Annotated in this window: 15 protein-coding genes, 1 tRNA gene and 1 other RNA gene; 13 read left to right on the forward strand and 4 right to left on the reverse strand. The window is 34.2% G+C overall.

Going from position 1 to position 17,018, the window contains the following annotated elements; genetic code table 11:
- Positions 1-72 precede the first annotated feature (72 nt).
- From FMG_RS01775 to radA, 5 genes are read left to right on the forward strand one after another with little or no spacing between them, the layout of a single operon-like run.
- On the forward strand, positions 73-534 hold the full coding sequence (locus tag FMG_RS01775) for a CtsR family transcriptional regulator (protein ID WP_002840604.1): 462 nt from the start codon (positions 73-75) through the stop codon (positions 532-534).
- Positions 535-544: 10 nt separating this feature from the next.
- Entirely contained in the window at positions 545-1,144 is a 600-nt protein-coding gene (locus FMG_RS01780; protein WP_012290338.1) for a hypothetical protein, read from the forward strand.
- A complete protein-coding gene (locus FMG_RS01785; RefSeq protein WP_012290339.1) occupies positions 1,137-2,132 on the forward strand; it encodes a guanido phosphotransferase in 996 nt (331 codons plus the stop codon). Before FMG_RS01780 ends, FMG_RS01785 begins: the two co-directional genes overlap by 8 nt.
- The gene (locus FMG_RS01790; protein ID WP_012290340.1) at positions 2,129-4,549 is read left to right on the forward strand and encodes an ATP-dependent Clp protease ATP-binding subunit; all 2,421 of its coding nucleotides are present in this window, start codon (positions 2,129-2,131) and stop codon (positions 4,547-4,549) included. Before FMG_RS01785 ends, FMG_RS01790 begins: the two co-directional genes overlap by 4 nt.
- A gap of 1 nt (position 4,550) precedes the next feature.
- Entirely contained in the window at positions 4,551-5,912 is a 1,362-nt protein-coding gene (gene radA, locus FMG_RS01795) for a DNA repair protein RadA (RefSeq protein ID WP_012290341.1), read from the forward strand.
- Between the two features lie 28 nt (positions 5,913-5,940).
- Here radA and FMG_RS01800 read toward each other — a convergent pair whose 3' ends face one another.
- A complete protein-coding gene (locus tag FMG_RS01800; RefSeq protein WP_012290342.1) occupies positions 5,941-6,246 on the reverse strand; it encodes a hypothetical protein in 306 nt (101 codons plus the stop codon).
- A 100-nt stretch (positions 6,247-6,346) separates the two neighbouring features.
- Positions 6,347-8,032 (reverse strand): M3 family oligoendopeptidase, encoded by a 1,686-nt coding sequence (locus FMG_RS01805; RefSeq protein ID WP_012290343.1) that lies wholly within the window; start codon positions 8,030-8,032, stop codon positions 6,347-6,349.
- Positions 8,033-8,146: 114 nt separating this feature from the next.
- Here FMG_RS01805 and FMG_RS01810 point away from each other — a divergent pair, with 114 nt between their 5' ends.
- Positions 8,147-8,959, forward strand: coding sequence for an ADP-ribosylglycohydrolase family protein (locus FMG_RS01810; protein WP_012290344.1), 813 nt, complete (start codon positions 8,147-8,149; stop codon positions 8,957-8,959).
- A gap of 42 nt (positions 8,960-9,001) precedes the next feature.
- Here the strand turns inward: FMG_RS01810 and FMG_RS01815 are convergent, their stop codons facing one another.
- A complete protein-coding gene (locus tag FMG_RS01815) occupies positions 9,002-10,162 on the reverse strand; it encodes an iron-containing alcohol dehydrogenase (RefSeq protein ID WP_002840542.1) in 1,161 nt (386 codons plus the stop codon).
- 228 nt (positions 10,163-10,390) lie between these two features.
- Here FMG_RS01815 and FMG_RS01820 point away from each other — a divergent pair, with 228 nt between their 5' ends.
- The gene (locus tag FMG_RS01820) at positions 10,391-10,723 is read left to right on the forward strand and encodes a hypothetical protein (protein ID WP_002838816.1); all 333 of its coding nucleotides are present in this window, start codon (positions 10,391-10,393) and stop codon (positions 10,721-10,723) included.
- A 41-nt stretch (positions 10,724-10,764) separates the two neighbouring features.
- Here FMG_RS01820 and ssrA read toward each other — a convergent pair.
- Positions 10,765-11,126: a transfer-messenger RNA gene (gene ssrA / locus FMG_RS09530) on the reverse strand.
- Between the two features lie 106 nt (positions 11,127-11,232).
- On the opposite strand from ssrA, the gene rpiB reads away from it, so the two are divergent.
- The 6 genes from rpiB to rsxC all read left to right on the forward strand — a co-directional run bounded on the left by rpiB (position 11,233) and on the right by rsxC (position 17,018).
- Positions 11,233-11,685: a ribose 5-phosphate isomerase B gene (rpiB, locus tag FMG_RS01825; RefSeq protein ID WP_002841275.1), complete on the forward strand. Its 453-nt coding sequence runs from the start codon at positions 11,233-11,235 to the stop codon at positions 11,683-11,685.
- Position 11,686: 1 nt separating this feature from the next.
- On the forward strand, positions 11,687-14,314 hold the full coding sequence (gene polA, locus FMG_RS01830; protein ID WP_012290345.1) for a DNA polymerase I: 2,628 nt from the start codon (positions 11,687-11,689) through the stop codon (positions 14,312-14,314).
- Complete coding sequence (gene coaE, locus FMG_RS01835) at positions 14,301-14,909, forward strand: dephospho-CoA kinase (protein ID WP_227930526.1); 609 nt, start codon at positions 14,301-14,303, stop codon at positions 14,907-14,909. Before polA ends, coaE begins: the two co-directional genes overlap by 14 nt.
- On the forward strand, positions 14,906-15,547 hold the full coding sequence (locus FMG_RS01840; RefSeq protein ID WP_012290347.1) for a lytic transglycosylase domain-containing protein: 642 nt from the start codon (positions 14,906-14,908) through the stop codon (positions 15,545-15,547). Before coaE ends, FMG_RS01840 begins: the two co-directional genes overlap by 4 nt.
- 28 nt (positions 15,548-15,575) lie before the next feature.
- Positions 15,576-15,661: transfer RNA gene (locus FMG_RS01845), tRNA-Leu, on the forward strand.
- A gap of 28 nt (positions 15,662-15,689) precedes the next feature.
- Positions 15,690-17,018, forward strand: coding sequence for an electron transport complex subunit RsxC (gene rsxC / locus FMG_RS01850; RefSeq protein ID WP_002841223.1), 1,329 nt, complete (start codon positions 15,690-15,692; stop codon positions 17,016-17,018).

Raw genomic sequence — 17,018 nt, forward strand, 5'->3', positions numbered from 1 at the left:
AAGATGGTATAATTTAAGAAAGATAAATTTTTTTTATTCAATTAGTCAGAGAAAGTCAAAAGAGGTGATAGTATGGCAGGGCTTAGTAACAGCATTGAAGCTTTTTTGAAGGAATTGTTGAGTAATACTGACGATGATTTCATTGAAATAGGCAGAAATGATCTTGCCAATCAATTTAATTGCGCTCCATCGCAAATTAATTACGTTCTGACTACTAGATTTACTCCTTACAAGGGTTATTATATTGAAAGTAGACGCGGTGGAAGTGGATATGTTAAAATAATAAAATTAACAATTAAAGACAGTAATCCGATTAAGGAGATTGTCGAAAATGTTATTGGAGATAGAATTACGAAGGATAAGTCGAACAATATTATTAATATGCTTTTGGATGAGGATTTGATAACTGAAAGGGAAGCTTTGGTTATGGTTCATGCTTTGGAGGATAATACTTTGTCGAAGGTGGATTTTAATGATAGGAATATTCTGAGGGCTGATTTGTTGAAGAATATGTTGTTGGCTTTTATGAGATAGAGGTGATTATATGAATTGCGATAATTGTGGCAAACCGGCTTTTATTCAAGTAAAGATCGTGGGACCTTTTGGTGCTCGTGATGTGAATTTGTGTCATGATTGCTATGAAGAATATATGAATAATTTGAAGAATGAGATTATTTCGAATTCAGATTTCAAGTTTGATTCTGATAAACAATTGAATGATAATAATGAGCTTTTTGAAGAAATCGCAAAACAAATTTCTGATGTGGTGGAACATTTGCCATTTGAAAAGGTACAACAATCTTCAAATAAAAAAGACGAGGATAAAAGTGTGTGTCCAGTGTGCAATATGCCGTTTGATGAATTGAAGAATTATTCGTCGATTGGTTGCAAATATTGTTACGATCATTTCAGAGATTTCATCATGGATAAGAGAAATTCAAAGAGTTATTCGAAATATTACAGGGGCAAATTCCCTAAGAATTTTGAAAAGGCAAAGGAAATTTTGGAGAAGTTGGATAGTTTATCAGATGAGCTTTTCATAGCAATGGATAAAGAGGAGTTTGAAAAGTGTCACGATATTCAAATGAAGATTGACGATTTGGAATTGAAATTACAAGAGTATAGGGAAAAATGTTATGAATAATTCAAGTGTTGTAATGAAATCTGATGTGTCGTTGAGAAGGAATTTGTCGGACTATAATTTTATGTTGGTTATAGATACGGATTCTTGTGATGATATGAAATCAGATATTAAAAAAGAATTGAATAATTTGGGATATTTGAAGGAGTCTAGCGTTTATTCTTTTAAGGATACTAAAAGCACGAACAGAGATTATCTGAGAAAACAAGGATACATTTCCAGTGCTTATTATGAGGATGTGTCTCCTGAAGTTATTATAAATAGCGATGAAAAATGCGTGTTTACGTTGGCAGACAATGACCACATTTGTATTACTGCTTACGATTTTGGGAAAAATTTGAGAGATATTTACGAAAAATGTTTGAATATCGAAGAAAAATTGAATGATAAATTGAATTTTGCTTTCGATATTGATTTTGGATATTTGTCAGATGATTTCTACGATTCAGGTTGTATGATGAATGTGAGCGTGTGTATGAATTTGAAGGCTTTGGAGTATTTCAAAAAGATTGACGATATTCAAGATGTTGCAAGATACAGAGGATATATGTTTGAGAGAGCTTTTAATTCCAATACGAAAAGTTCGATTTATAGGTTGACTACTAATGGTCATTTGACAGATCCTGAATATATTATTAATGATATGACGCTGTTGATTGATTCGATTTCCAGAAAGGAAATGGAAAACAGACGCATTTTATTCGAAAATAATCCTGAGTTTAAGGATGACCTTTTGAGGAGCGTATCGATGCTCAAATATTCAAGGGTTTTAGATGAAATTGAAGGGATGAACAAGATTGGAGATTTACTGATAGCTATGGATTTTGGTATGGTTGATGGTTTTGATGTAGATGAAATTCTTGACTTGTACGATAAGACGAATAAGTTGAAGCTTGAAAAATTTCGCGAAAACAATAATTTGAATCAAAACATTGGCGTTTTGAGAAGCGAAATTATCAAGGATACTTTGGAAAGACAGGTGAAAAATTGAGAAAATCAGATATTTATAATTTGAGAACAGAAGCTGTGTATGAGGCGATTAGTTTGAAGCATGCTGATCTTGGAGTGGAGCATGTTTTACTTGCGATGTTCAAGTTTGACTTCAAGGCGTCTCAATATTTGAAAAAACACGGTGGAAATTACGAAAAAATTAGAAATTTAATTATAGATGAGTTGGGTTATGGAGATAGCGATGAGACTAACCAAAGAATTAGCCCGAAACTTGAGGAGATAATCACTCAAGCTGTACAATTGTCCAACACTTATGGCGAAAGGACGATTACTCCGGAACATATTATGGCAGCTTTATGCTTGGATAGTTCGAACTACGCTAATCATTTGATGAAGAGAACAGGCGTGGATATTATGAAATTGACAGCGGAACTTCGTAAATATTTCTTCATGAAGATGAAGAGAGAACGAGGAGATGTCAACGACAATTCAGCTAATTCTTCCAAGCCAAATGAGATTGAAAAGTACACTAAGAATTTGAATGAAATGGCGAAAGAAGGAAAGATTGATCCATGTATCGGTCGTGAGGAAGAAATCGAAAGAATTATTCAAGTACTTCTTAGACGTAAGAAAAATAATCCTGTGTTGATTGGAAATCCTGGTGTCGGAAAGACTGCTATCGTGGAAGGCTTAGCTGTCAAGATTGTCAAGGGAGATGTGAATGATATTTTCAAGGACAAGGAGATTTTGTCATTGGATTTGGCGGCGTTGTTGGCAGGGACAAAATACAGAGGAGATTTTGAAGAAAGAATTAAAAAAGTTATCGATACTTTGTCAAATTCCGAAAACAAAATTTTATTTATAGATGAACTTCATTCGTTGATGGGCGCAGGTGGTGCAGAGGGTGCGCTGGATGCATCAAATATTTTGAAACCATCATTGGCGAGAGGCGATTTGCAAATAATCGGAGCTACAACTATCAATGAATACAGAAAAACTATCGAAAAGGACCAAGCTTTTGAAAGAAGACTTCAAACTATTATGGTAGATGAGCCTTCTGTTTCGGATTCTATTCAAGTTATTGAAGGATTGAAGGACAAATACGAATCACATCACCACGTTCTAATCAGTGATGAAGCAATCAAAGCGAGTGTTGAATTATCGCACAGATATTTGAATGATAGATATTTGCCAGATAAGGCGATAGATTTGATAGATGAAGCTCAATCGATGGTTAGAGTAAAAAACTTCACTGGTGGCAAAAATTATGCGAAAATTCTAGAAGAATTAGAAGAAGAAAAGCAAGAAGCTATTCAAAATTCCGACTTTTTGCTTGCAGCAGAAAAAAGAGATGCCATCAAGGAAGTAGAAGCAGAAATGGAAGAAGAAGACCAAGACGAAAACAAATTGGAAATTGGATTCGATGAAATAGCGAATATTGTGTCACGCTGGGCGAAGGTTCCGGTGTCCAAGCTAACAGAATCAGAATCACAAAAATATTTGTTCTTGGCTGACAATTTGAAAAAAGTTGTCATCGGTCAAGACAAGGCTATCGATTCTATTTCTAATGCAATTAAAAGAGCGCGTGTCGGACTCAAAAATCCGAACAAACCAATCGGTTCATTTGTATTTGTTGGACCAACTGGTGTCGGTAAAACATACTTGGCGAAGAAACTTGCCAAAGAATTGTTCAATGATGAAAATGCGATGATTAGAATCGACATGACAGAATATATGGAAAAACATTCCGTTTCCAAATTGATAGGATCTCCTCCAGGATATGTTGGCCACGATGATGGCGGACAATTAACTGATATGGTGCGTACGAAACCATATTCTGTAATATTGTTTGACGAAATCGAAAAAGCCCATCCAGATGTTTTCAACACACTTTTACAAGTTTTGGATGACGGTAGACTTACAGATTCCAAAGGACGCGTGGTTAATTTCAAAGATACTGTAATCATAATGACCTCAAACATTGGCGCAAGTGAACTTGAAAGCAAAAATGTAATTGGTTTTAATACTGCAGAAGATGTTGAGGTTGATGAATACAACAGAAACAAAGAAACTATAAACAATGCAATGAAGTCAATGTTCAAGCCAGAATTTATGAATAGATTAGACGATGTGATCGTGTTTAGCAATTTGAACAAGGAAAATGTAAAAGAAATTGCAGGACTTATGATGGATGAATTGGTCGATAGAATGGCGAAGAATGATTTGATAATTTCTTACGACGAAAAAATCTTGGATTATCTTGTGGACAAGGGATACGACAAGAAATTTGGAGCAAGACCTCTTGAAAGACTCATCAGGACAGATATTGAAAACGAACTTGCAGACAAGATTTTGAACGGAGATATCGACAATAACAGAAAAACGACTATAACTGTGGTTAACGACAAGGTTAGCTTCAGAAGATATGTAAGACGCAAAAAGACTGTGAAACAATAATATGAAAAAGAAAACAAAATACGTGTGCAAAAATTGTGGCTATGAACAGGCCATGTGGATAGGAAAATGCCCCAGTTGTAACAGCTGGGGTTCTATGCAAGAACAAGAAATCGTAGATGAAAAATCAAATACTACAACAACAAGTTCGACTAAGTCTTCAAAAGCAGTTAAATTAGTCGATGTAAAGATAGATTCGTCGGAAAGAATTCAATCGTCGATTACTGAATTAAACAGAGTTTTTGGCGGAGGACTTGTGCGTGATTCCGTGTCAATTCTAACTGCAAGACCAGGAGCAGGGAAATCGACTTTGCTGTTGGAACTTGCAAATGATTTGGCTTCTAAAAACATAAAAGTTCTCTACATTTCTGGAGAAGAATCCACATCTCAAATCAAACAAAGAGCGATGAGAACTATGGAGAAAATCCCGGAAAATATTTGGTTGATTTCAACAACTAGTATGGACAATGCGTTGGATTCAATCGATAAAATAAAACCAGATGTGATTTTCTTGGATAGTATTCAAACATTCCAACTTCGTGAATACACATCACGCCCAGGATCTCCTGTGCAAACTGATGAATGTGCGAATAAAATCGTAGAAATCTGCAAAAATCCCGAAAAGCCAACTCTAGCGATTATGGTTGGTCACATGACAAAATCAGACGAAATGGCAGGGCTTAGAACGCTTGAACATTTGGTGGATACTGTGCTTTATTTGGAAGGTGAAAGTGACGATCCTTTGAGATTGTTGACAACTACGAAAAATAGATTCGGTCGAACTGGTGAGATTGGACTGTTTAATATGCAAGAAGATGGAATAAAAGAAATCACCGATGCGTCTGATTATTTCGTCACGAAAAGAAAAAAAGATGTAAATGGTGCAGCACTTTCTGTAATAAAAGAAGGTTCACGAATTTTGGTTGTGGAAGTGGAAGCATTGGTGTCCAAATCATTCACACCGTATCCGCAAAGAATAGGTGACAGTCTTCGCAAAGACCAATTAAACACTTTGATTTCTATCTTGGAAGAACGCGCTGGAATGAATATGTACGACAAAAATGTCATCATCAAAACCACAGGTGGAATCAAAATTCAAGAACAGTCTGTGAATTTGTCCATAATAATGGCGATTGCATCATCACTTATGAACAAACCAATTCCATCAGATGTAGTGTTCATCGGAGAAGTTGGATTGACAGGAGAAATCAAAAGAGTCCCACAAATAGAAACCAGATTAAAAGAAATCGAAAGATTGGGATACAAAAAAGTTTATATCTCACAAAACACGAAACTAACACAAAAATACGATCTCGAAATCAAACAATTTGATAGCATAAGATCGGTAATATCAGATATATTTTAAAAGGCACTCAAAAATTGAGCGCCTTTTTCTAATTCTTTCCTAATAGTAATTTGTTGTTATCAATGTAGGCTTTTATTGCCGACAAATCATTTTTCTCATATAAATCCAATAGATATTGTCTGTGGATTTTGGATTCTTCCTTACCATCCTTGTAAATTGGATAATCTTCGTTTTCTTTCATGGACTGCATAGCCTTTTTCAAATCATCATCAGAACCAATGCCGTATCTTTCAGAATACGAATTGTAAGTATTCATTGATTGATTTTTGCACATTGTGAATGAAAACATCATCACTGTACATAATAAAATCACAAGCAATTTGTTACGTTTCATAAAAGCCTCCTAATTATTTATTTAATTATATTATAAAACGTTTTCTAAAAAAAACAACTCTTATATACAAAAAAAGAGTGGACTATGTCCACTCTCAAAATTATAATTCTTTTTCTATTTCGTCTAATATTTCCAATAATTGTGGAAGGATTTCTTCAAGAACTCCATCGTTCATTGGGTTTTTGATATTACCAGATTTCATTATTCCAAAGAATGATTGGCTTCCACCAACTTTACAGATTTCAAGGTAATCTTTGAATGCTTCTTCGCGGTTCTTTCTTGATTTCAATAAGAATTGGAATGCGCAAACTTGCGCCAATGTGTAATCAATGTAATAGAATGGGTTGTTGAAGATGTGACCTTGTCTGTACCACCAAGTTCCTTTTTCCAAGAATTCATCATCATAATCCAAGTTTGGACGATACATTAATTCTATTTCGTGGTATTTTGCTTTTCTTTCTTCCGCTGTTGCATCTGGATTTTCGTATACGAAGTGTTGGAAATGGTCGATAGTTACTCCGTAAGGAATGAAACTAATAGCTCCGTCTAAATGAGAGAATTTGAATTTGTTAGTTTCTTCTTCGAAGAACAATTCCATCCATGGCCATGTCAAAAATTCCATACTCATTGAGTGGATTTCACATGCTTCAAATGTTGGCCAGATGTATTCGAAAATTCTTCCGTCCATTGAAGTGTATGCTTGGAATGCGTGGCCAGCTTCGTGAGTCATTACTTCGACATCGTGAGTAGTTCCGTTGAAGTTTGCGAAGATGAATGGAGATTCATAATCTTCAATTGTAGTACAATATCCTCCGCCTTCTTTACCTTTTTTGCTTTCCAAATCGAACAATTCTCTTTCATACATAAAATCGAAGAATTTTTTAGTTTCTGATGACAATTCTGAGTACATTTTCTTAGCGTTATCTACCAAGAAGTCTTTTCCTCCGTGAGGTTTTGCGTTACCATCAGTGAACATTACGTTGTTATCGTAAGCTTTCATATCTTCGATGCCGATTCTCTTGGATTGTTTCTTTCTCAATTCAAGATAAACTGGTGTTACGTATTTTTTGACAAATTCTCTGTATTTTGCAACGTCATTCTTGTCATAATCAGTTCTCATCAATGATTTGTATTGGTATTCAATGTATGAATCAAATCCCAAAGCTTTAGCCATATCTGTTCTTACATGGACCATTTCATCGTAAATATCGTCGATTTCTTTTTCGTGTTCTGCGAAAAATTCTGAGATTTTTCTTGTAGCTGCTTTTCTTTCATCACGATCTTTTGATTGTGTGTAAGGAGCCATTTGTGACAATGTCAATGTTTTATTGTCAAATTCGATTTGAGCAGATGCTATTAATTTGTTGTATTTAGTAGTTAATTGGTTTTCTTTTTGTTTGAATGGAACTGCTTTTTCGTTGAAAATCAATTGGCAGCTTATTAAATCAAACAAATGTTGACCAAAATGTTTAACCAATTCGTCTTTGAATTTGGAATTATTAATAGCTTCGTACATTTTAGTGTCAAGCACTGAATAATGTGGCATGTATTCATCCAAGAAATCTTGTTCTTCTTTGTAGAATTCGTCGTTTGTATCGATAGTGTGACGAATGTATGCAAGGTTAGAATTAGTGCTTAATGTTTTCTTGTATTTGTCCATTTCTTCCATGATTTTGATTTGTTCATCAGAAGTTGTGGAATCGTTAAATCTTTTAATTAAATCTTCGACCTTTTTTTTGTCTTCTTCAAAATTTGGTCTAGTGTATTTGTATTCTGTAAATTTCATTTTTTCACCTCTAAAATTATTTTATCATATTTTTATACTATGTAAATGTTTTTATGGTTGATAAATTCAAATGGCGAACGGTTTGAGATATAATATAAAAAAGGAGATGAAAAAATGAACTCTGATTACAAAGATAGAATCAAAGGAGCGCTGTATGCATTTGCGATAGGCGATAGCATGGGTGCTACGACGGAATTTATGACAGATGTGGAAATCTCTCAAAAATACGACAAGATTACAGATATTGTCGGTGGAGGATGGCTTGATTTGAAGGCCGGAGAATGTACCGATGACACCGATATGAGTATTTGTGTTATGAATTGTTTGATGAAAAATGACAACGATAATTTTGAAAAAAATACAATGAAACTTTTTGTAGAATGGTACAACACTCATCCAAGAGATATTGGCAATCAATGTAGACGTGCTATTGAACATTACATTCAATACGAAATATTTATCGAAGAAGATGATACAGCACTTGGAAACGGAAGCTTGATGAGAGCACTTCCTTGTGCATTACTGGATAACGAAAACTCAGAAGAACTGAACATAAAACAAGGAAAACTTACACATAACAACGATATGTGTGCTGAAATTATACGAGAATACACACAAATTATCAGAGATAATATCAACGGGAAAAACCACGAGCTAAAAGATACGCAATTGTTAAAACCATCTGGATATATCGTGAACACTTTTAATAATGCGATTCATTGGGCAAAAGAAAATTTCGTTGAAGATTGTATTATAAATGCTGTAAATCACGGGGGAGATTCTGACACGATAGCTGCAATTGCAGGAAGTATCAGCGGCTCGATTCATGGATATTCTACAATTCCTAAAAGATGGATTGAAAAGTTAGACGAAAATGTAAAAGAGGAAATTGAAAAATTTGTAGAATATTTGGAAAATCAAATATAAGCAATAAAAAATCCTGCGTAATGCAGGATTTTTTGCTGTTTATTATTCTGTTATATCTTCGCCGTTGTAAGCGTGAGTATATATCATTTTTACTATTTCTGGATTTGATTCACGAGGATTTGTCAAAGTACATGGATCTTCGTAAGCATTCTTGCTCATTTCATCCAATACAGCGTCAAATTTTTCTTTGTTAAATCCGAATTTTTCTTCAACTTCTTTCAATGTTGGTGGAATGCCAACTTTCTTAGCTAATTCTCTAACAGCTATTGGATAATCTTTTACGTTTAATTCTTTTTCAATCCAATCAACTTTATTAGTAGCTTTTCTGTTAAATTGTGTGATGTATGGAAGTAGAATTGCGTTAGCAAGTCCGTGAGTAATTCCAAATTCGCCACCAATTTTGTGTGCTAATGAGTGAACTAAACCAAGTGAAGCTGATGTAAATGCGATACCTGCCATTGTTGATGCATTATGCATTTTTTCACGAGCTTCCATGTCGTCTGGATTTTCGCAAGCTTTTGGTAAATATTCAAATACCAATTTCAATGCGTGAATTGCAAGTGCGTCAGTATAATCGTTAGCGATATTAGATACTAATGCTTCTGTAGCGTGGGCTACAACGTCCATACCAGTATTTGCTGTAACTGATTTTGGCATCTTAGATGGTAGAACAGGATCTACAATAGCGATGTCTGGAACAATGTGATCGGATACTAATGGATATTTGATGTGTTTTTCAGTATCAGTGATAACTGAGAATGCAGTGATTTCACTTGCAGTACCTGAAGTTGATGGTATACCAACGAATTTTGCTTTTTTACGAAGTTCTGGAAGAGATCCTGGTTCAATGATGTCTTCGAATTTTAATTCAGGATGTTCATAAAAAGCCCACATACATTTTGCAGCGTCCATTGCAGAACCGCCACCTAATGCGATTATCCAATCTGGTTGGAATTCTTGCATTTTCTTAGCGCCTTCTTCAACAGTTTTAACTGATGGATTTTCTTCAACGCCATCAAAAACACATACTTCCATATTTGCGTTCTTCAATTCTTCACAAGCTCTATCTACGAAACCGTTTTTCTTCATAGAATTTCCACCTGTAACAATAATTGCTTTCTTACCTTTCAATTCACTTAATTTTGAAAAAGTTCCTTCTCCGAAATAAATGAAACCTGGAATATGAAGTACTCCGTTTGCCATAATAAATCACTCCTTTTGTAAGTTGTACAAAAACAATATGTTTCTGCTATAATAATATTATAACAATATTTGAATCGTTTAGTCAAATAAAAAACGAAATTTTTAACAGATAAATAGTATCGTGTTAAAGTGTTTTATCATGATGAATAACAACGATATTTTAAAACGTAGTTTTATATTTTGGAAAGCGTTTCACAAAAAATTGGACAAATATATAAGGAGAGTAAAATGTCAGAAGAAAACAAAACGAAAAATGTAAAAAAGAAAATATGGATAATTTTGATAGTTGTGCTTATTTTCTTGGCATCGTGCAGTGCATTGGTGTTTAAGTCAGCAGGATTTCAAAGATTTAAGAAAAATGTAAAAAGTGAGTACAGCGGTGGAATCAAAAGAGAAATCATAATTTACAATGCAGAAGGAAAAGAAATTTTCAAAAAAGAAGGCAAATTTGATTTTACTTACGATGACAAATGTATTGAATACATCGACACGCAAACTAATTTGAAACACAACGTGTTTGCGGGAGATAATTCAACGGTAATTATTAATGAATTGAAATAATGAACACAAAAAAAGGTAGCCGTGATGGCTACCTTTTTTGATGGTGGAGATGAGGAGAATCGAACTCCTGTCCAAAAATATATCCCTAAGAACTTCTCCGAGTGCAGTCAATTAATTTTTATTCGTCGATCAAAATTTAACTGACAAAACTATGATCGATATATCCTCTTAAATAATCTCATATACCAGAGGAAAATATACGAGATGTTCCTGCTCATTAGTTGAGATTCAAAAAGAAAACGCAGGACGATTTTCTAGTTTTTGAATCGGCCGCCGTTATTAGGCAGCTAATGCGAAGTTATTATCTTCAGCGTTTATATTTAGTTGTCCTTTTTTTACGTTTGTAGACGAAAACGACTCGCTATTCAAACTTCAATATCCCTGTCGAAACCAAGACATCCCCATATTTTTACAACTATATTTTACCATAAAATGTGTAATTCTTCAAATAATTGATAAATATATGAACATATTATAAAATGTAGGTAATAATATATTTGGAGGTTTTTATGAAAATAGCAATAGCAGCCGATCACGGTGGATTTGAATTAAAAGATTCAATGGTTGAATATATAAAAAGTTTGGGAAATGAAGTTGTGGATTTGGGAACAAATTCAGCTGATTCAGTAGATTATCCAGATTATGCAAAGAAAGTTTGCGAAGAAATCCAAAAAGGAAATTCTGATTTGGGAATTTTGATTTGTGGAACAGGTATTGGCATGAGCTTGGCTGCGAACAAATTCGAAGGAATAAGAGCGGCTTGTGTGTCTGATGTGTACAGTGCGAAAATGAGCAGAAATCACAATAATGCAAATGTGCTTTGCATTGGAGCGCGTGTAATTGGAGATGAGGTTGCTAAACTTATCATCAAAACTTTCTTGGAAAATGAATTCGAAGCTGGTCGTCACCAAAGAAGAGTTGACAAGATAATGGCTTTCGAAAAAGAAAACAAGGGATTATAAAATGTCAAAAAAAGCTTTAATTATTGACGGCTCATCTCTTTTATTCAGAGGTTTTTATGCTATCAGAGATTTGACAACAAAAGATGGGATTCACACTAATGGTGTGTTTGGATTTATGAATATGTATTATTCTGTTATGGGAAAAATCAATCCAGATCTTGTAGTTGTGTGTTTTGATAGAAAAGAACCAACTTTCAGGCACGAAAAATATTCTGAATACAAGGGCAATCGTCAAGAAACTCCGGAAGAATTAATCGGCCAATTCGATATGTTAAAAGAATTGTTGAAAGCGATGGGAGTTTCATACATTGATTTGAAAGGATATGAAGCAGACGACATCGCAGGAACATTGGCAAAACAAGCTTCATCAAAAGATTACGATGTGTATTTGTTGACTGGTGACAAGGATTATTTGCAACTTATTGACGACAACACAAAAGTTGTCCTTACAAAAAGAGGAATCACTGAAACAAAAATCTACGATGTAGATGTTTTGAAAGAAGAATACGGAATTACTCCTAAACAAATGATTGATTTGAAAGGTTTGATGGGAGATAAATCGGACAATATTCCAGGAATTGATGGAGTTGGAGAAAAGACTGCACTTAAATACATTCAAAAATACGGAAGTATTGAAGGATTGTACGAGCATGTCGATGAAATTTCCGGCAAGAAAACTAAGCAAAAAGTCATTGATGGAGAAGACATTGCATATTTGAGTAGAGAACTTGGAACGATTAATACAGATGTTCCCGAAGATTTAATGGGATTTGGAATCGAGGATTGTACTATAAAAGAAGCTGACAATGATCATTTGATTGAAGTCCTTACTAAACTTGAATTCAACAGTTTTATCAAAAAACTTCCAAACGAAGAATCTAATGAAAAGTTTGAATATGAAAACTTAGATGAAAAAGTAGATGAAATTAAAGCTTATATTAAAGAGAACAAAAAGTTTACTTTTGCATTGTTCAATGATGATTATTATGTGGACAATGAGCCTGTGATTTTTGCTATTTACACTGACAAGGTGTATATTACAAGAAACGTAGAACTTGTAGAATCATTCAAGGAAGAATTCGAATCGAAAGATATCAACAAGCTTTCATTTGATATCAAACCATGTATTTATCACTTAATGCGATATGGTATCGACATTTCGTACAATTACGATGATGTTGTAATCATTGAATATTTGCTCGATCCATCCAAGACAAGTTATAGCATGGAAAGATCTGACCCGAAAGTTATCGGATATGATTTCAAGCCGCTTGAAGATATTACAGGAAAAGGCAAATCCAAGAAGACTATTTTGGAATCTGACGAGAAAGAAATCGACAATTACGTTGTGAAATACATGATGTTCACGAACAAATTGTACGAAAAGATTTCAGAAATAGAAGAAGAAGATATGATGCATCTGTACAGAGATGTTGAAATTCCTTTGATAAAAGTTTTGTGTGACATGGAATTTACGGGAGTTTGTGTCAAGAAAGAAACTTTGGTCGAGATGGGAGAACTTTTCGAAGATGAGATAAAATCAATCGAAAAAAGTGTTGAAGAACTTATCGGAAAGAAAATCAACATCAACTCATCAAAGCAATTGGCAGAAGTGTTGTTTGAAGATTTAGAGCTTCCTGTGATAAAGAAGAACAAAACGGGCCCATCGACAGACCAAGAAGTTTTGGAAGCTTTAAGTGGAAGACACGAAATTATCGACTACATCTTAAGATACCGAACAATTACGAAACTTAAAACAACATATATCGATGGAATGGTGGATTTAATCAAAAAAGACGGCAAAATCCACACGACTTTCCAACAAACTATCGCACAAACTGGAAGAATTAGCTCAACTAATCCTAACTTGCAAAACATTCCTATCAGAACTGAAGAAGGAAGACTCATTAGAAAAGCATTTGTTCCAAGCGAAGGAAATATGCTGCTGGATGCGGATTATTCCCAAATAGAGCTTAGAGTGTTGGCTGATTTGGCAAATGATGAGGTTATGCTTGATGCATTCAAGCACGGTGCGGATATTCACAGAAAAACTGCCAGCGAAGTGTTCAAGGTTGATTTTGATAAAGTAACATCACTTCAAAGATCCAACGCAAAGGCTGTAAACTTCGGTATTGTTTACGGAATTGGAGATTATTCTTTAAGTAAAGATTTGCATATAACTAGAAAAGAAGCCAAAGAATACATCGAAAATTATTTGGACACTTACAAAGGTATCAAACAATACATGGAAGATATAGTTGCAATTGGCAAGGAAAAAGGCTACGTTGAAACTATTATGAATAGAAGAAGATACATTCCAGAATTGAAATCCAAAAACTACAATGTTAGAAGTTTTGGGGAACGTGTGGCACTTAATACGCCAATCCAAGGATCAGCAGCGGATATCATCAAAGTTGCTATGGTCAAATTCTACAATAGATTGAACGAAGAAAAACTTAAAGCAAAATTGATTTTGCAGGTTCACGATGAGCTTATTGTTGATTGTCCAAAAGACGAACGAGAAAAAGTTCTTGAAATAATGAAAGATGTCATGACACATGCTGTTGATTTGAAAGTCGATATGAAGATTGATGTAAACAGTGCAGATAATTGGTATGATGCAAAATAAAAAAATCATCGTAGTTTGTGGAAATATCGCAAGCGGGAAAAGTACGGTGTGCAGAAGAATTAGAGAAAAAGGCTTTGTTGTAATAGATTTGGATGAGATTACTCACCAAATCTATGAGCAAGGTACAGATCTTTATTACAAGCTTATTGATGAGTTTGGAAAAGAAATTTTAGACGAAAATTCTGACATAGATAGAAAAAAACTTTCCAAACTTGTATTTAATTCAAAAACATTATTAAAAAAGCTTGAAGAATTGACACATACTGATATAATATTAAGAGTAGTAAAAAGAATTAAGAAGGAAAAGTCTGATTTGATTTTTCTAGAAATTTCTATGTATTTGGAAAGCAAAAATTTGGTTGACAAATATATCAACGTCGATGAAGATTGGGTAGTTGTAGCTGATAGGGACATTAGAATTCAAAGAATAATCGATAGAAACAACTTTGATTACGATACTGCGGTTACAAGAATTAATTCTCAGCTAGATTATGAGAAAAAAATTAGCGAATTTGACGAAGTTATTGTAAACAACACGACTGAATCAGATTTAATACTCAAAGTTGACGAACTAATAGATAGGGAAAAATTATGAAATTTATTAAAAGATTTTTAATCACGATTATTTCAATTATTGTGATTGTGTTTTTAGTTGGATTTGGCGTGAGTGCTTATTCTACTATGACAAGACCAGTTAAATATGTAGATTTAGTTAATACATACTCAAAAGAATACAACGTTGATCCACTTTTGGTTATGAGTGTCATTAAAGTTGAATCTAACTTTGATCCAAGTGTAAAATCAAAGGCTGGAGCTTTAGGGCTTATGCAATTGATGCCAGACACTGCTGAAAGTATTAACAATATGAGAAATACTCACTTTACAGTAGATGATTTGAAAAAACCTGACAAAAACATCGAAATGGGTACTGCATATTTATCGTACTTGTTACATCATTTCAAAAACCACGATTTGGCGATTGCTGCTTACAACGGTGGAATTGGAAATGTAAAAGAATGGTTATCGAACGAATCTTTTTCGAAAGATGGTCAAACTTTAGACGATATTCCATCTTCTGAGACGAAATACTACGTTGTAAAGGTTGAAAACCAATACAATATTTACAAAATTTTCTACGAAGATACTAAGCTAGAAGAAAATATGCACAAAAGTTTCAAAGTTTGGGCGAAAAACTACATTAAATTAATCAAAAATATTATTAACAAATATTAAAAGGCCTTTTCATAAAGGTCTTTATCACGCAGGGGTGGTGGAATGGTAGACACGCTGTCTTGAGGGGGCAGTGGGAGTAATCCCGTAAGAGTTCAAGTCTCTTTCTCTGCACCATTTTTTATTTTATTAAAGGGGTGAAAAAATGAGTTTAGAAAATCTGACTTTTAAGGGCGGATTTCACATGGATGATCATAAATCCTACACTCAAAATTGTCCTTTAGATACAAATTTTGAACCTAAAATGGTTTACATCCCATTGCATCAACACATTGGTGCGCCTTGTACACCTATAGTAAAAGTAGGCGACGAGGTTAAAGTGGGCCAAAAAATTGGTGAATCTAAAGCGACTATTTCAGCGCCTGTTCACAGTTCAGTTAGTGGAAAGGTTATGAAAATTGAGCAAATGGTATTGTCAAATGGTCAAAAAGGTGAAGTCGTAGTAATCGAATCAGACGGTTTAAACGAGTTAGGATACACTGAAACAAATGATGATTTTACACAATTATCAAAAGAAGTTATCCTAGAGAGAATAAAAGAAGCTGGTATAGTAGGTTTGGGTGGAGCAGGATTCCCTACACATCTTAAGATGAATAAAAAACCCGATGTAAAAATCGAGCAAGTTATCTTAAACGGGGCAGAATGTGAACCTTATTTAACTAGTGACCAACTTAACATGGAATTATATCCTCAAAAAGCTATCGGTGGATTGAAAATTATCATGAAATTGATGGATTGCGACAAAGGATACATAGGGGTTGAGGATAACAAACAAAAAGCTATCGGAATTTTGAAAAATGCCGCTAAGGATGAGAAAAATATTTCGATTTGCTCTGTTAAAACAAAATACCCACAAGGGGACGAAAGAAGACTTATCAATGCAATTACTGGTAAGAAGATTTCGAAAGCTCAAAGATCAAACGAAAGAGGAGTTCAAGGTTTGAATATTTCAAGTGCTATGGCGATTTACGATGCTGTAGTTCATAGTATTCCTTTGACTCATAGAATTGTGACAATGACAGGTTCAGCTATCAAAGAACCTAAAAATATATACGTTCCAGTAGGTACTAAATTCAAAGATTTAGTAGATTATTGCGACGGATTCAAAGAAACACCGTATAAGATTGTAGTTGGTGGACCTATGATGGGTGCTTGCCAATACAATTTGGAAGCTCCAACTGTTAAAACAACAGGTGGAATTATTTGCATGAACGAAAAAGATGCAACTCTTGCTTCTCCAGAACCTTGTATTAAATGTGCTAAGTGCGTGGATGTATGTCCTATCGGCTTATTACCATTGTTCTTACAATTAAAATCATTGAATGGTGATTTTGAAGGAGCAGAAAAAATGCATTTGAATGATTGTATCGAATGTGGTACTTGCAGCTATATTTGTCCATCAAACAGACCATTAGTTGAAGCAATTGTACACGCAAAGACTCAATTAAAAGCACAACAAAGGAAAAGGGGATAG

The organism is Finegoldia magna ATCC 29328, from assembly GCF_000010185.1.
Taxonomy (GTDB): Bacteria; Bacillota; Clostridia; order Tissierellales; family Peptoniphilaceae; genus Finegoldia; species Finegoldia magna_H.

Bases quoted from the DNA above. Each gene is read 5' to 3' on its own strand.
- FMG_RS01775 (WP_002840604.1), top strand. From the start codon at position 73: ATGGCAGGGCTTAGTAACAGCATTGAAGCTTTTTTGAAGGAATTGTTG.
- FMG_RS01780 (WP_012290338.1), top strand. From the start codon at position 545: ATGAATTGCGATAATTGTGGCAAACCGGCTTTTATTCAAGTAAAGATC.
- FMG_RS01785 (WP_012290339.1), top strand. From the start codon at position 1,137: ATGAATAATTCAAGTGTTGTAATGAAATCTGATGTGTCGTTGAGAAGG.
- radA (WP_012290341.1), top strand. From the start codon at position 4,551: ATGAAAAAGAAAACAAAATACGTGTGCAAAAATTGTGGCTATGAACAG.
- FMG_RS01800 (WP_012290342.1), bottom strand. From the start codon at position 6,246: ATGAAACGTAACAAATTGCTTGTGATTTTATTATGTACAGTGATGATG.
- FMG_RS01805 (WP_012290343.1), bottom strand. From the start codon at position 8,032: ATGAAATTTACAGAATACAAATACACTAGACCAAATTTTGAAGAAGAC.
- FMG_RS01810 (WP_012290344.1), top strand. From the start codon at position 8,147: ATGAACTCTGATTACAAAGATAGAATCAAAGGAGCGCTGTATGCATTT.
- FMG_RS01815 (WP_002840542.1), bottom strand. From the start codon at position 10,162: ATGGCAAACGGAGTACTTCATATTCCAGGTTTCATTTATTTCGGAGAA.
- FMG_RS01820 (WP_002838816.1), top strand. From the start codon at position 10,391: ATGTCAGAAGAAAACAAAACGAAAAATGTAAAAAAGAAAATATGGATA.
- rpiB (WP_002841275.1), top strand. From the start codon at position 11,233: ATGAAAATAGCAATAGCAGCCGATCACGGTGGATTTGAATTAAAAGAT.
- polA (WP_012290345.1), top strand. From the start codon at position 11,687: ATGTCAAAAAAAGCTTTAATTATTGACGGCTCATCTCTTTTATTCAGA.
- coaE (WP_227930526.1), top strand. From the start codon at position 14,301: ATGATGCAAAATAAAAAAATCATCGTAGTTTGTGGAAATATCGCAAGC.
- FMG_RS01840 (WP_012290347.1), top strand. From the start codon at position 14,906: ATGAAATTTATTAAAAGATTTTTAATCACGATTATTTCAATTATTGTG.
- rsxC (WP_002841223.1), top strand. From the start codon at position 15,690: ATGAGTTTAGAAAATCTGACTTTTAAGGGCGGATTTCACATGGATGAT.